The organism is Bradyrhizobium sp. (assembly GCF_030646015.1).
Lineage (GTDB): Bacteria > Pseudomonadota > Alphaproteobacteria > Rhizobiales > Xanthobacteraceae > Bradyrhizobium.
In genome coordinates this window covers 16004-30303 of sequence record NZ_JAUSLT010000172.1, presented here as the reverse complement: position 1 = coordinate 30303, position 14300 = coordinate 16004, and the positions used below count along the sequence as shown (strand labels likewise).

Genomic DNA, 14300 nt, shown 5'->3' with positions numbered 1-14300 from the left:
CGTACGGAACGCCGCCGCCTTGCCGCCCTTGACCTCGAAGCCGACCAGCGTCGATCCGGCGCGCATCTGCTTCTTCACCAGGTCGGCCTGCGGGTGGTCGGACCGGCCGGGATAGATCAGCCGCGAGATTTTCGGGTGCTGCGCCAGCGCGTCGGCGATGGCGGCGGCGGTTTCGGTCTGGGCGCGGACGCGCACGGCCAGCGTTTCGAGTCCCTTCAGCAGCACCCAGGCGTTGAACGGTGACATCGACGGGCCGGTCTGGCGCAGGTAATTGTGGATGTGCTCGGCGATGAACGCTTCCGACGACAGGATGATGCCGCCGAGGCAGCGGCCCTGGCCGTCGATGTGTTTTGTGGCGGAATACACCACGACGTCGGCGCCGAGCGTCAGCGGGCTCTGCCAGATCGGCGTCGCGAACACGTTGTCGACGATCAGCCGCGCGCCGCCGGCATGCGCGATCTCGGCGATCGGGCCGATGTCGAGCACGTCGAGCGTCGGATTGGTCGGGCTCTCCAGGAAACAGGTCTTGGTGTTCGGCCGCATCGCCTTCTGCCACTGGTCGAGATCGAGGCCGTCGACCAGCGTGGACGTAATGCCGTAGCGCGGCAGCAAATCTTCCACCACGTAGCGGCAGGACCCGAACATCGCCTTTGCCGCCACCACGTGATCGCCGGCCTTCAAGGGCGCAAGAATGGCCGTCGTCACCGCGGCCATGCCGGTGGCGGTGGCGCGCGCGGCTTCGGCGCCTTCGAGCTCGATCATGCGGCGCTCGAACATCGAGATGTTGGGATTGGAAAAGCGCGAATAGAGAAAGCCGGGTTCCTCGCCCTTGAACCGCGCCTCGCATTGCTCGGCTGAGTCGTAGACAAAACCCTGGGTCAGGAACAGCGCTTCGGACGTTTCGCCGTATTGCGAACGCAACGTGCCGGAATGCACCAGCCGGGTTTCGGGGCGGTAGCGGGCGGTAGATTTAGTCTCAGACATGTGACCTCCGTCGTGACCAATCGAAAAATGGTCACAAAAAAACCGGCCTGGAAAAAATTCCACAAGCCGGGATCACACATGTCCCCGGCCTGTTTAGCGACTTATTTAACGTGGCTGCAAGCCGGCCGGCTCAAATCACCACGGGATAAGTCATGCTGATATTCCCTTGCGCCCTTTCCGTCAAGGCGGCCATCGGATAACCGGTAAAAGTCCGCATTTTCAGCGTCTGGATGGCCGGAAAGCCCGGCCCTTCCTGAGGACCCCCACCGTGACCTTCACGCTTTCGCCCGACGCCAATGGCATTCTGCCCGACCGCATGATCGCGGCGATGGCGGACGCCGGCCTCATTCTGCCGGCCTATCCCTTCGTCGAAAGCCAGATCCAGCCGGCGAGCCTCGATTTGCGCCTCGGCGACATCGCCTATCGCGTTCGCGCGAGCTTCTTGCCGGGGCCCGGTGCCACGGTGGCCGAGCGCATCGACGAGTTGAAGCTGCATGAAATCGACCTGACCGACGGCGCGGTGCTGGAGACCAACTGCGTCTACATCGTGCCGCTGCTGGAGAGTCTCGCGCTGCCGCCGGAGATCGTCGCCGCCGCCAATCCCAAAAGTTCGACCGGGCGGCTCGACGTCTTCACCCGCGTGATCGCCGACGGCACAAGGCGCTTCGACATGATCGGCGCCGGCTATCACGGCCCGCTCTATGCCGAGATCAGCCCGAAGACATTTCCGGTGTTGCTGCGCGAGGGTTCGCGGCTGTCGCAGGTGCGCTTCCGCACCGGCGACGCCATCCTCAGCGCCGACGAACTCGACGCGCTGCATGATCTGGAGCGGCTGGTCGATGTCGACGACGCCGATCTCGTCAACGGCGTGGCGCTCAGCGTCGACCTCCAGGGCGAAAACTCCGGCGGCTTCGTCGGCTACCGCGCCAAGCGTCACACCGGCGTGGTCGATATCGACCGCCGCGGCGGCTACGCCGTCGGTGAATTCTGGGAACCGATCGCGGCACGGCCCGACGGCAGTCTCATTCTCGATCCCGGCGAGTTTTATATTCTGGCGTCGAAAGAAGCCGTCCAGGTGCCGCCGGACTACGCCGCGGAGATGGTGCCGTTCGATCCGCTGGTCGGCGAATTCCGCGTGCATTATGCCGGCTTCTTCGATCCGGGTTTTGGCTACGCCGGCGCCGGCGGACAAGGCTCGCGCGCCGTGCTGGAAGTGCGCTCGCGCGAAGTGCCGTTCATTCTCGAACACGGCCAGATCGTCGGCCGCCTCGTCTACGAGAAGATGCTGGCCCGCCCCGACGCGATGTACGGCCAGCGCATCGGCTCGAACTACCAGGCCCAGGGCCTGAAGCTGAGCAAGCATTTTAAGGTGTGATGCTCTCGCGTCCCGGACGCGGTGCAGCGCTCTTCCGGCGATGCGAAGCATCGTCCGGTCGCGCTGCTCTGCAGAACCGGGACCCATCTGCCAAGAGAAATGGGCCCCGGCTTGGCAGCGCACCACGCCGCAAGCCGTAGCGCGTCGAAAACGCGCGCGAACGCGCTGAAGGCGCTGCGCAGCATCCGGGGCACGAAATCTCCCCTACCGCGTCAGCAGCGCGCCGCCCCAGGCCGCGACGGCGACCAGCATCAGCCCCGGGATCAGGCGCAACGCGAACGACCGGCTGCCGCTGCTCCAGGCAAACACGATCTTGCTGACGGTGTTGGTAGTGAGCGCGGCAAGCACGGGAAACACCGCGTCGGCGGCGCTCATCCTTCCGGAGGCCACCAGCGAAGCAACCGCGATGGCGGCGGAGTGCGTATCGACGAAGCCGGCGGCCGCGGCCGCGACGAGGACGCCGGTCTCGCCGAACCAGTCGCGCAGCGCGGCCGAGGCGATCAGCATCGCCGAAAGGGTCAGCGCGAAAATCAGCGCGACCGGGAGGCTGAACGCCTGTCCCGGCTGAGGGTCCGGCATGTCCTTTTCGCGCAAGGTCCGGATCGTGAAGAAGCCGCCATAGGCTGTCGCGGCAATGCCGGCGCAGATCAGCGGAATGGCAACCGCGCGCAGCGCGGCGATACTGGTGGCGCCGAGCACAACGGACATCAGGACGATGGTGGCGACGGTCGAGAGCGCCGCGCCCGCGACCGCCGCGGTGATGATATCAGGGCTTTTCTGGACCCGCGTTCCCATGGCGCCGATGGTCGCGGTGCTGGAGATGAAGCCCGCCGCGAGACCTGCGATCGGGAGGCCAAAGCGCGCGCCGAGCAGCCGGATGAGAATGTAGCCGGCGGCGCCGATCGCCATCACCAGGATCACGACGATCCAGATCGAACGCGGATTGAGCGCGCCATAGGGTCCCATCGCCTGGTTTGGCAGCAGCGGGAGAACCACCAGGGTCGCGCCGGCGAAGATCAGCGCATCTCTCACTTCCGCCTCGGTCAGCACCGACCGGACGAAATGATGCAGCGGGGCGCGGGCCGCGAGCAGGACGGCAAGGGCGACGGCGATGCCTGCCGCCAGCGCGGGTTGCTGCATCGCGAGACCGCCGAGCATCGCGGTCAGGACCAGGGCAATCTCGGTGGTGAGACCGGGGTCCTCGTCGCGCGACTTGAAATAGGCGATGGCCGTCAGAACGGCCACGCCTGCCACCGTGACGGCCAGCACCAGCGCGCCGCCCACCATCATGCTGGTGGCGCCGGCCAGCGCGACGACCGAGAAGGTGCGGATTCCCGCCGGCGCGCGGGCGGGCCCTTGCCCCTTGCGGCGCTCGCGCTCGGCGCCGATCAGAAGTCCGATGCCGAGCGCGACCGCGAGATTCAAAAGCAGGGGAGGCAGATTGAACATTCCATTCCCGTTCGTCAGGTCGCCTCAGCGTCGAGAACTGCTCGCCGTCAACACGGCCGACCCACTTCATCCCGTCGCAATCGCTCGATGTTGATGCAGATCATTGCCGAATGCGCCGCGCTTTGGGAAGCTGTTCCATTCGCGACGCGACGGTTCGCGCGGCAAAAGGATCGATGAATGAGTCGTCTCCATCGAGAAAACCACCTCGTCGAGCGCATCGGCTGGCTGCGGGCGGCCGTGCTCGGCGCCAATGACGGGATCATCTCGACCGCGAGCCTGATCCTGGGCGTGGCGTCGGCTTCGGCCTCGCAAAGCGATGTGCTGCTGACCGGCGTTGCCGGCCTGGTCGCCGGCGCGATGTCGATGGCGGCCGGCGAATATGTGTCGGTCAGTTCGCAGTCCGATACCGAGCACGCCGACCTCGCGCGGGAGAAGAAAGAGCTTGCGGATGATCCCGTATTCGAGCGGGAAGAACTGGCCCAGGTCTATGTCGCGCGAGGCGTCGAGCCTGAACTCGCCCGCGAGGTCGCCAAGCAGTTGATGGCGAAGGACGCGCTGGGCGCGCACGCCCGCGACGAACTCGGCATCTCCGAGATCACGACCGCGCGCCCGGTGCAGGCGGCGCTGGCGTCGGCGGCGACCTTTTCGGTCGGGGCGGCGGCGCCGCTCGCGCTAGTGCTGGTCTCGCCCTCCAGCGTCCTGATCCCGGTGGTGTCGGCGGGATCGCTGCTGTTCCTCGCCTTGCTCGGCGCGATCGGCGCGAAAGCCGGCGGAGCCGGCCTGCTGAAGCCGACGGTCCGCGTGACCTTCTGGGGCGCCTTCGCGATGGCCCTGACGGCGGGAATCGGCGCCGTCTTCGGCAAGGTGGTGTGAACGCGGGTTGCGTTGTTCTCAGCGCGCCGCCGACTTCGCCGCCGGCGTCACGCGCCAGATCGCGTTGCCGACATCGTCGGCCACCAGCAGCGCTCCCTGTTTATCGAGTTGCACGCCGACCGGCCGGCCCTGTGCCTCGCCGCTGGCATTGAGGAAACCGGTCAGCACGTCCTGCGGCTTGCCGGAGGGCTTACCATCGGCGAACGGCACGAAGATCACCTTGTAGCCGGCGCGCGGTTTCCGGTTCCATGAGCCATGCTGGCCGATGAAGGCGCCGCCGGCCATTTCCTGCGGAAACAGTTTTCCGGTGTTGAAGGTCAGCCCGAGCGAGGCGGTATGCGCGCCCAGCGCATAGTCCGGCGCAATGGCTTTCGCCACCAAATCGGGCCGCTGCGGTTCGACGCGGCTGTCGACGTGCTGGCCGAAATAGCTGTAGGGCCAGCCATAGAAGGCGCCGTCCTTCACCGAGGTCATGTAATCCGGCACCAGATCGTTGCCGAGCTCGTCGCGCTCGTTGACGACCACCCACAGCGCGCCGGTGTTCGGCTCCCATGCCGGCCCGTTCGGATTGCGCAGGCCCGAGGCGAACACGCGCCACTTTCCGGAAGCGCGATCGACTTCGAGCACGGCGGCGCGATTGGCCTCGGCCTCCATGCCGTTCTCGCCGACATTGCTGTTGGAGCCCACCGTTGCGTAGAGCTTTGTTCCATCGGGGCTGGCGACGAGGTCCTTGGTCCAGTGATGGTTGATCGGGCCGCCCGGCAGGTCGGCCAGCTTCACGCCGGGTGTGGTGATTTTGGCATCGCCGGCACGGTAGGGAAACTTCACGATGGCATCGGCATTGGCGACATAGAAATCTTCGCCGACCAGCGCCATGCCGAACGGCGAATTCAGCCCTTCGAGAAAGACGCTCTTGAATTCGGCGACGCCATCGCCGTCGGCATCCCGCAGCAGCGTGATGCGGTTGGCGCTGGGGACCCCGGCGCCGGCCCGGCCCATCACCTTCTTCATGACCCAGCCCTTGATGCCCTTGCCATCCTCCGGCTTCGGCGGCGCGTTGCTCTCGGCCACCAGCACGTCGCCGTTCGGCAATACATGGACCGTGCGGGGATGGTCGAGCCCGGTGGCGAAGGCGGTGACAGTCATGCCATTGGCGGCAGTCGGCTTCATGCCGAACGGCCAGCCGGTGGCCTTGGCGACGTTGACGGTCGGGATCCAGGATTTCTGCGGGGCCGGCAGGGTCGGGGAGGCGCCGAAGGTCTGTTCGGCGGCGGCCGTATTGGCGGGCTCGTTGCAGGCGGCGAGCGGCAGCGCCAGCGTTCCGAGACAGAGGCCGAGCAGGAGTGGGTTGCGCATGATGGTTCCCTGGAAATTGCCCTGTACAATGCGGCAGGCCTGCCGATGTTCACGGCTTCCAACATGAATTTCGTGTGATGGAAAACCGTGCCAAAGCAATACCTTGCTTTCTGTGCATGGGGTTGTTTTCGATGTTTTGGTCGGGAGCGGGCAGCAACAGGGTTTTGGGAGATCGCCATGAACGGGACGACGGACGGCGCGCGCGAGGCGCAATGGCTGAAATGGCGCAGCGTTGCCGATCTCTATCACGCTTTTTTCACCGGGCTGATCCTGACCGTGGTGACGCGGCGCGGCACCGCCGACGCCGCGGAATTCGTGTTCCGGGTGTTTCGCCGCCAGCAGCAGGAGCGCTTCCTGCCCGGCCTCGAAAAGCTCGGCCTCAGCCACCTGCCGCCGGCGGTGGCGGCGGCGCAGTATCATTATCTCTCGAACTGGATCGGCGGCGTCCATGTCGAATACATGTACGAGACCGACCGCAAGGCCTGGATCCGCTATCCGCCGCCGCGCTGGATCTGGAAGGGCACCGCGATCTGCGGCGTGCCCGGCGAAGTCTCGCGCGCGATGCTGCGCGGCTGGCACGGCAACAATGGCGCAGCCCTCGGCGATCTCCGGCTGGGTTTTGTCTGCACCAAGCAGAGTGTCGACGGCCAGGACGGGCTGGAAGGCTATTACTGCGAATACGACCATCCGCTCGAGATCGATCAACGCATGGTATTCGCGCGCCATCTCGAAGCGCCCTTGTTCGATCCCGCCGCAGCACCCGCGTTGCCGGTTGCAAGCTGGCCGAAACCGCGACTCGAAAAGGCCTATCGCAACTACGCGATGGAATATGTCCGCACCGCCGCACCCGTGATGGTGCAGGTGTTCGGCCCCGAGGATGCCGGCTACCTCCTGCATCTCACCGGCAAGCTGATCGGCATGCAGTATTTCGACGAGATCGCGCGCGCATTCGGCATGGGGCGTGGCGGCGCGAAAGAGTTCGCAGCGTTTCTGCGCGCGCTGTTCGACGCGCAGGATGATGTCGCCGACATCAGCGAGTCCGGCGGCGCTTTCGAAATCCGGCAGCAGAGCTGGAAGCTGATGGCCGATGTCGGCGATTATCACCCGGCCTGCGCCAAAGTGCTCGAAGGATTGTTCGAGGGCCTCGCGGCCGGCTGCGGCCGCCACATTCCGGTGCATTTGAAGCCGTCGCCGGGCGGCAAGCCGCCGTTCGTCTGGTCGATCGGCTGATTTTTCTTACCCTCCCCTGGAGGGGGAGGGTCGGCTCGCATCGCAAGATGCGAGACGGGGCGGGGTGACGGTCCCTCAACGTAAGCACTGTTCGAGGCGAGAGACTGTCACCCCACACCGCCGCTCCTTTCAGTCGCGTCGACCCAGAGAGCGAGCTTCGCTCGTCTCCACCCCTCCAGGGGAGGGTAAGATGACGCGTCACGGATTCCACCGCGAGGTGCCCACGCAGGCGGCCCATGCGCCCGGCGCGCATGGAATCATGCCGGATCGGTGCTAGGAAACGGCCAGCACGGCAGGTAGATCGGGCTGCGGCGCGACGCGCGCGGGAGAAGAAATGTCCGATATCGGTGTCGCCGAGATTCCCGTAGACGATGCCGAGCGCCCGCTTCCGCCGCCGGAAGCGCCGGTGAAGAATGCGCTGGTCGAGGGGCCGATCCTGCGCACGCTGTTGTGGCTGGCCTGGCCGAATGTGATCGCGCTCACGGCCGGCACCTGCGTGGTGATCGCGGAGACCTCCTATATCGGCCGGCTCGGCGTCGAATCGCTGGCGGCGATGGCGCTGGTGTTTCCGTTCGTGATCCTGACCATGACCATGTCGGGCGGCGCGATGGGCGGCGGCGTGGCCTCCGCGATCGCGCGCGCGATCGGCGCCGGCGATATCGACCGCGCCTCGACGCTGGCGGCGCACGCGATGCTGATCGGCATCAGCCTCGGCCTCGTATTCATGCTGGGCATGCTGATCTTCGGGCCCACGCTGCTGGAACTGCTCGGCGGTCGCGGCAACGTGCTGGCCCAGGCGATCGGCTATGTGCAGATCTTCTTCGGCGGCGCGGTGGTGCCCTGGCTGATGAACACGTTCGCGGGAATCCTGCGCGGCACCGGCAACATGAAGCTGCCGTCGCTCCTGATGCTGTCGTCCGCCACCTGCCAGATCATTCTCGGCGGCATCCTCGGCCTCGGCCTCGGGCCGATCCCTTCCTTCGGCATGCGCGGCGTCGCCGCGGGCTCGCTGGTCGCCTATGTGATCAGCGTCTCCGTGATGGCCTGGTACATCTTTTCCGGGCGCGCGCGCGTGGTTCCCAAGATCAGGGGCCTCCGCATTCAGTGGGCGATGTTCTTCGACATCCTGAAGGTCGGCGCCATCTCCTGCTTCTCGCCGCTGCAGTCGGTGCTGACCGTCGCCATCTTCACCCACATGCTGGCGCAGTTCGGCACCGAAATCCTGGCCGGCTACGGCGTCGGCGCCCGGCTCGAATTCATGCTGACCTCGATCGCGTTCGCGGTCGGCATCGCCTCGGTGCCGATGGTCGGGATGGCGATCGGCGCGCGGCGGGTGGCGCGGGCGCGGAGGATCGCATGGATCGCGGGCTGCGTCGCCTTCGTGTCGGTCGGCGCCTTCGCCACCGTGATCGCGATCTTTCCCGATCTCTGGGTCAACATCTTCACCGACGATCCGAACGTGCGCGCCGCCAGCCGGCAATATCTGTCGATCGCGGCGCCGATGTATGCCTTCATCGGGCTGTCGATCTCGATGTATTTCTCCTCGCAGGGGGCGGCGAAGGTGCTGGGACCGGTGCTGTCGCAAACCGCGCGGCTGGTATTCGTCGCCGCCGGCGGCTGGTGGCTGGCGACGTTCGATGCCACCCCGGCGAATTATTTTGCGCTGGCAGCGGCCTCCATGGTGGTGCTCGGTGTGCTGTCCGCCGCCAGCGTCATCTTCACGCGCTGGGGGCCGAAGGGCGGTCCGGCGCCGGATAGCCGCCCCGCTCTGTCGTGATCGTCATGGCAGGCGTTCATGCCGCGCTGCGCCGCAGCGCCTTCTGCACGGCGAGCGCGCCGAGCTCCATCTGCGCGTCGATATAGGGCGCGATTTCGTTGGGCAGGACATCGACGATCCACACCATCCGGCTGCGCGTCTCGCCATCGGAAAACACCTGCACCGAGGCGCTGTAATGGCTCACCCGCTCGTTGCTGATCGCATAGACCAGCCGCCGCCGCGCATCGTCGCAATCGACCATCTGCTCGCGCGCGACGCTGCCGTTGGCGAAGGTGACAATGCGCGCGTCGCCATCGAGCTTCGTGTCGGTGACGAAACCCGGCGCCAGCCGCGTATGCACGGCGCCGAAATCGCGCACCGCGGACCAGGCCTCGTCGGGATGGGCGTCGAGCGGGATGTCCTTGTGGATGGAAGCCATGGGGTGATCCTGTCTGTGAATGCTTGAACGAGGGCTGCGGCTTTCTAATCCCTCCCCACCGCTGCGCGGGGGGAGGGATAAGAAAGCGCGACGCTACGTACACACCGCCTCGACATTGTTGCCGTCAGGGTCGATCAGGAACGCCGCATAGTAAGTCGGGCTGTAATCGGCGCGCGGGCCGGCGCCGCCGTTGTCGCTGCCGCCGGCTTTCAGTCCCTCGCTGTGAAACTTCTTGATGGCGGCGTGATCGGGCGCGCGGAAGGCGACATGGGCGCCGCCATTGGCCGGGCCCTTGTGCAGATGTAGCCAGAGCGCCGGCTCGCCCTTGGGGCCGAAGCCGGCGCCGCTGTCGTCGCGCGAACACAGCACGAATCCGAGCGGCGCCAGGGCTGCGGTGTAGAAGCCCACGCTGGCGTCGAGGTTCTTAACTTTCAATCCGATGTGGTCGTACATGGCGATCTCCGATGCAAGGCGCGCGGACAAGCGCGCGGTTCGGAGACGACCCTAGTCAGTGCAAAGCGAGGCGTTCTTGGAGAATCTTGCGGTCGCCCCGCGATGCTTCACGGAACCGGCGCGGCGAGACTCCGGCGGCGCGGTGGAAGGTGCGGACGAAGTTGGAAAGATCGGCGAAACCGACGTCATAGGCGACATCCGTCACGGAGATTTCGTCGTCGGCCAATAGCCGCGCGGCATGGCGCAGCCGCGAGCGCACCAGATACTGATGCGGGGTGACGCCGAGCACGCTGGAGAACAGCCGCAGGAAGTGGAACGGGCTGATCCCGGCCTGCGCGGCGGTCTGCTCCAGATCGATAGCTTGGTGCGAATGCGCGTCGATCCACAGCGCGGTTTCCACCGCGCGGCGGCGATCCCTGGGAGCCGCCGCCGCGGGCTTTTGCGACCGCCCCGAAACCACCTCGACGAACCGGCTGGCGAACAGCGCCCCGATCTCGTCGAGGCCGATATCGCTGCGGCCACAGGCTGCGGCCTGTGCCAGTTCGCCGAGCACCATCAATTCCGGCAGCGGCGGGGCGGCGCCGATCTGCCAGATCTCGGCGCGGTCGCCGATCGCATCCACCAGTTCGGGACCGAGAAAGAACGCCAGGCACTCGTCGCCGCAGACATGGTCGTGGGTGCACATGTATTCGTCGCCGGGATGGCCGACCAGCACCGATCCCGCCACCAGTTCGAAGCTCCGGCCGCGGCTGCGGCAGCCGAAGCTGCCCCTGCGGACAAAGGAAACCGAGTGGCCGGTATGCTGCTCCACGAACGGCGTATCCGCCGGCCCTGCGGTGCAGCGGAAGTCGAATACCGAGATGGAATCGCACTGTAACAGGGGTCTTGCCGTCATGCGGCAATGTTAGCCCTGCAGGCGCGGCGGGGCAACGGGAAGCAACACGTCGAACAGGGTCTTGCTGCTGACAGCGCTGCGGGCGCCTTCGATCGAAAGCAGCCTGCGCTTGGAAATACTGCCGCCGTGCGGCGACATCCTGTCGGCATAGCTGCCGGCTTCGAGCACACGATGGCAGGGCACGATGATCACGAAGGGATTCCTGGCCAGCGCCTGCGCCACCGAGTGCACGGCGCCGGGGGCGCCGAGCCGTGCGGCGATTTCGCCATAGGTACGGGTTTCGCCGCGCGGGATCGCCTGCGTCAGCTGGTAGACGCGCAGATTGAAGGCGTGAATGCCCTGGGTATCGAGGGTGACGTCTGTGAAGTCGCCGGGCTGGCCGCGCAGCAGCGCCACGATGCCCTCGATCGCGACTTCGACGTTCGGCGGCGGACGCGCTTCGCGGGAATCGGGATAGAGCTGATACAGCCGGCGCCTGGTTTCGATCTCGCGCGCCTCGGGCAGCTGCACGCCGACGATGCCGCCATGGCCCCATGCGATGCCGCACCGGCCGATCATGGTGTCGAAAATGGTGTACCCACGTCCCGACATTACGCTACCCACCCCAAGGGGATCATAACACCGTCACAAACGGCTGCACCTGGAATCTTCGGGGTCGGTTAAGGGTCGCGGGGGCAGGGGCGGCCAAGGCGCTTGGCGGACCGCCCGGTCTCGGCTAATTAGGGGGCACGCGGGCGTAGCTCAATGGTAGAGCAGGAGCTTCCCAAGCTCACGACGAGGGTTCGATTCCCTTCGCCCGCTCCAGCCCAGCAAAAAATTCAGCCCTTGTTGTCGGACTCCGGTCCCTCCGTTCGTCGTCCAGACGAGCCCCCGCAATGGGGGCCAAGCTGCGCCTGTCGCTGATCTTTCCCGCGCCACCGCCTCGGGGATAGGGCACGACGGATGCCCGCCGATCCGAACCCGACCGACAAGGAAACCCGTCATGACTTCGATCACCCCGTTCCTCTGGTTCGACAACAACGTCCCGGAGGCTGTCGCCTTCTACAAATCGGTGTTTCCCAATGCCAAGGTCGAGACCGTCAACGACTTCATGGCGAGCTTCGAGCTCGAGGGGCAGAAGTTCAACGCGCTCAATGGCGGGCCAAGATACAAGTTCAACGAGGCGGTCTCGTTCTTCATCAGCGTCGATACCCAGGAACAGGTTGATTACTTCTGGAACAGGCTGACCGCCGACGGCGGCGAGGAATCGATGTGCGGATGGCTGAAGGACAAGTTCGGCCTGTCCTGGCAGGTCATCCCCACGGCGCTGGGCCGCTATCTCGGCGACCCCGATCGCACCAGGGCCGATCGCGCCATGCAGGCCATGATGCAGATGCGAAAGATCGTCATCGCCGATCTGGACAAGGCTTTTGCCGGCTGATGCCGGGAGGGCGGCCGGTTCCCTTGCTAGGAGCCTTGGCCGGCAGCCTAGTATTTTCCCCCGACCGCGCCTATATTCGGGGGGTCGCAAGACGATGGCGCTGAACCTCAGAGCGGACTGCAGGCAGACCCGGGGGCAGTACCCGGCGCCTCCACCCTAGCAGCTTGATTTTGCCGGAAGGCAGGCTGCTACGGCGGGGGCGAAACAGGATCGATGGCTGCGAAGAAGCTCTGAATGGTGCTCGGCATGATACCGCCGTTATCGGGTCAAAAACCTAAATGCAAACGATAACGTTGCATTGAACGAAGTGCGCCTCGCGGCGTAACCGTTCGGGGTTGGTCCACCTAGCAACAGAACGGCCATCGCCGCGTCAGCCTTCGGGCTGGCGCGGCTTTAATTTGTGGATCGCGGAGATTGTAGCCCGGATGGAACCAGCGGTCGGCGCCAAGCGCCGCCCGCTGGCGCAATCCGGGAAGGATGAGACGGTGGCCCCGGATTTCGCAAGGGCTCCATCCGGGCTACGGGTCTTTCAGTTGTCATCGCGCTTGTCAGTCTCTGCGACCGTCTCGTCGGCGACGAACTCGCCGCGGTCCGCCTCGGCCAAACCCCTGCCCACGGCGGTTCGTTCATCAGCGGACATGGTGTAGACGCCGGTTCGCCGCGCCTCGATTTCGCGGGCATATTCCGCGAGATCGTTCTGGTCCTCCACGGGCCAGGTCGCGGCGTGTTCCAACACTTCCTTCAGAGCCTTGGTCGTCATGCTGGAGTTATATCACAACGTCGTTCTTCGAACACCGCTCCGGTGCGCGTTCCAGCCAAATCCGTGCCGGAGGTCGATAACCATTTGATATCATTGGCGGCGCGGTTTCATCTCCTGTACGCTTCGCTCGGTCTAAACCAATTCGAGCAAGGGGAGGTGAATGTTGACCGATGCGATCGCTGCCTCCGACACATCCCGCAACGACCTGCTGAAGGTCGCGGCTGCCGGCATCGTGACCGGCCTCCTGACGCCGTTGCTGCCGCCCTTGATCGACAAGCTCGGGGGTGCTCCCGGCGATTTCCGGATTGCGCTGGTGGCGGTCCCGTTCGCCGTGCTGGTGTTCGTTCTGGTGCGGCGCGGCTCCGCCAATCCAGGGTGGGCGGCGCTGGCCGCCGCCATCGTCACCATGATTGCCTTCGTTGCCGCGGTGAACGCCGCGATTCTCGTCGACGCGCAAGCCGATGGCCTGGCCAAGCTGCTGAGAAATATCCTCGCCGGCCTGACCGGTGGCTTTGTCGGCGCCGGGATCATGGCGCTCGGGCTGGCCTTGCTGCCGGCCGGTCCGCGCAGCTTCACGGCGTGGCTGCCGATGCTGATATCGGGCACCGTCACCGGCGCCTTGCTGGCGCTCGACAGCGCGCTCGATCTCGATTTGACCTCGGTGCTCTATCCGGTCTGGCAGGCCTGCGTCGCGGTCGGGCTGGCGCAGGCGTTGCGGCGGACGGTGCTTACTTAACGTCCCGACCGGCGCGACGCGACGGCCCCGCACTGCCGGTTTCGCAAAGGCTGAGGGCGCGTCTGCCGCGCTCCTCAGCTCATCGAAATTGCGCGGCCGGGCACGGACGTTCGCGGCGCCGTTACTTGGCCGCGATTACCATGATCTCGACATTGTATTTCGGCGACGCCAGCTTGGCCTCGACGGTGGCGCGCGCCGGGGTATTGCCCGCCGAGACCCAGCCGTCCCACACCGCGTTCATCTCGGCGAAGGTGTTCATGTCGGTGATGTAGATCGTCGCCGACAGCAGCTTCGACTTGTCGCTTCCGGCCTTCTTGAGATGGCTGTCGATGGTCGCGAGCACGTCCTGCGTCTGCCTGGTGACGCTCTCGCCGGCCGCATTGCTGGCGACGACGCCGGCGAGGTAGACGGTGTCGCCGTGGACGACGACCTGGCTCATGCGCGGGCCGGTATCGAAACGCTGGATGGTCATATGCTTCTCCTGAAGGTGGGGCCGACTACTTAGCGCGCGGGGACGGCATGCGCTACAGGGTTCTCGTAGGCGGCGAGTCGCTTGCTGCCCATGCTTCGAGAC

The 14300-nt window shown here is 65.8% G+C and carries 15 protein-coding genes, 1 tRNA gene, 1 other RNA gene and 1 riboswitch; of the genes, 8 read left to right on the top strand and 9 right to left on the bottom strand.

Annotated elements, in window-relative coordinates; genetic code table 11:
* Positions 1-984 (bottom strand): aminotransferase class I/II-fold pyridoxal phosphate-dependent enzyme (locus Q7T45_RS25360; protein ID WP_304874589.1); only part of this gene is annotated, 984 nt, incomplete at its 3' end.
* A 72-nt stretch (positions 985-1056) separates the two neighbouring features.
* A riboswitch (SAM riboswitch) is annotated at positions 1057-1136 on the bottom strand.
* 116 nt (positions 1137-1252) lie between these two features.
* Between Q7T45_RS25360 and Q7T45_RS25355 the strand changes: the two genes are divergently transcribed.
* Positions 1253-2359, top strand: a complete 1107-nt coding sequence (locus Q7T45_RS25355) for a 2'-deoxycytidine 5'-triphosphate deaminase (protein WP_304737472.1) — start codon at positions 1253-1255, stop codon at positions 2357-2359.
* 204 nt (positions 2360-2563) lie between these two features.
* Here Q7T45_RS25355 and Q7T45_RS25350 read toward each other — a convergent pair whose 3' ends face one another.
* Positions 2564-3808 carry a DUF4010 domain-containing protein gene (locus Q7T45_RS25350; RefSeq protein ID WP_304874588.1) on the bottom strand — a complete coding sequence of 415 codons (1245 nt, stop codon included), beginning with the start codon at positions 3806-3808 and terminating at the stop codon, positions 2564-2566.
* A gap of 177 nt (positions 3809-3985) precedes the next feature.
* Here Q7T45_RS25350 and Q7T45_RS25345 point away from each other — a divergent pair, with 177 nt between their 5' ends.
* Positions 3986-4681 carry a VIT family protein gene (locus Q7T45_RS25345; protein ID WP_304874587.1) on the top strand — a complete coding sequence of 232 codons (696 nt, stop codon included), beginning with the start codon at positions 3986-3988 and terminating at the stop codon, positions 4679-4681.
* Between the two features lie 18 nt (positions 4682-4699).
* On the opposite strand, the gene Q7T45_RS25340 is transcribed toward Q7T45_RS25345, so the two are convergent.
* Entirely contained in the window at positions 4700-6037 is a 1338-nt protein-coding gene (locus tag Q7T45_RS25340; protein ID WP_304874586.1) for a sorbosone dehydrogenase family protein, read from the bottom strand.
* A 177-nt stretch (positions 6038-6214) separates the two neighbouring features.
* Between Q7T45_RS25340 and Q7T45_RS25335 the strand changes: the two genes are divergently transcribed.
* Positions 6215-7267, top strand: a complete 1053-nt coding sequence (locus Q7T45_RS25335) for a hypothetical protein (RefSeq protein ID WP_304874584.1) — start codon at positions 6215-6217, stop codon at positions 7265-7267.
* Positions 7268-7601: 334 nt separating this feature from the next.
* Entirely contained in the window at positions 7602-9044 is a 1443-nt protein-coding gene (locus tag Q7T45_RS25330) for an MATE family efflux transporter (protein ID WP_304874582.1), read from the top strand.
* A 16-nt stretch (positions 9045-9060) separates the two neighbouring features.
* On the opposite strand, the gene Q7T45_RS25325 is transcribed toward Q7T45_RS25330, so the two are convergent.
* From Q7T45_RS25325 to Q7T45_RS25310, 4 genes are all read right to left on the bottom strand, one after another.
* Positions 9061-9462 carry an SRPBCC family protein gene (locus Q7T45_RS25325; RefSeq protein ID WP_304874580.1) on the bottom strand — a complete coding sequence of 134 codons (402 nt, stop codon included), beginning with the start codon at positions 9460-9462 and terminating at the stop codon, positions 9061-9063.
* A gap of 93 nt (positions 9463-9555) precedes the next feature.
* Positions 9556-9915 carry a VOC family protein gene (locus Q7T45_RS25320; RefSeq protein WP_304874579.1) on the bottom strand — a complete coding sequence of 120 codons (360 nt, stop codon included), beginning with the start codon at positions 9913-9915 and terminating at the stop codon, positions 9556-9558.
* A 55-nt stretch (positions 9916-9970) separates the two neighbouring features.
* Positions 9971-10810: an AraC family transcriptional regulator gene (locus tag Q7T45_RS25315; protein WP_304874577.1), complete on the bottom strand. Its 840-nt coding sequence runs from the start codon at positions 10808-10810 to the stop codon at positions 9971-9973.
* 9 nt (positions 10811-10819) lie between these two features.
* Positions 10820-11401, bottom strand: coding sequence for a methylated-DNA--[protein]-cysteine S-methyltransferase (locus Q7T45_RS25310; RefSeq protein ID WP_304874575.1), 582 nt, complete (start codon positions 11399-11401; stop codon positions 10820-10822).
* Between the two features lie 139 nt (positions 11402-11540).
* On the opposite strand from Q7T45_RS25310, the gene Q7T45_RS25305 reads away from it, so the two are divergent.
* The 3 genes from Q7T45_RS25305 to ssrA all read left to right on the top strand — a co-directional run bounded on the left by Q7T45_RS25305 (position 11541) and on the right by ssrA (position 12597).
* A tRNA-Gly gene (locus tag Q7T45_RS25305) sits at positions 11541-11614 on the top strand.
* A 178-nt stretch (positions 11615-11792) separates the two neighbouring features.
* On the top strand, positions 11793-12230 hold the full coding sequence (locus Q7T45_RS25300) for a VOC family protein (protein WP_304874574.1): 438 nt from the start codon (positions 11793-11795) through the stop codon (positions 12228-12230).
* A 44-nt stretch (positions 12231-12274) separates the two neighbouring features.
* Positions 12275-12597, top strand: a transfer-messenger RNA (tmRNA) gene (gene ssrA, locus Q7T45_RS25295).
* A 162-nt stretch (positions 12598-12759) separates the two neighbouring features.
* On the opposite strand, the gene Q7T45_RS25290 is transcribed toward ssrA, so the two are convergent.
* The gene (locus tag Q7T45_RS25290; RefSeq protein WP_304874573.1) at positions 12760-12990 is read right to left on the bottom strand and encodes a hypothetical protein; all 231 of its coding nucleotides are present in this window, start codon (positions 12988-12990) and stop codon (positions 12760-12762) included.
* Positions 12991-13150: 160 nt separating this feature from the next.
* Between Q7T45_RS25290 and Q7T45_RS25285 the strand changes: the two genes are divergently transcribed.
* The gene (locus Q7T45_RS25285) at positions 13151-13726 is read left to right on the top strand and encodes a hypothetical protein (RefSeq protein ID WP_304874572.1); all 576 of its coding nucleotides are present in this window, start codon (positions 13151-13153) and stop codon (positions 13724-13726) included.
* Positions 13727-13847: 121 nt separating this feature from the next.
* On the opposite strand, the gene Q7T45_RS25280 is transcribed toward Q7T45_RS25285, so the two are convergent.
* Positions 13848-14198, bottom strand: coding sequence for a RidA family protein (locus Q7T45_RS25280; RefSeq protein WP_304874571.1), 351 nt, complete (start codon positions 14196-14198; stop codon positions 13848-13850).
* Positions 14199-14300: the final 102 nt, after the last annotated feature.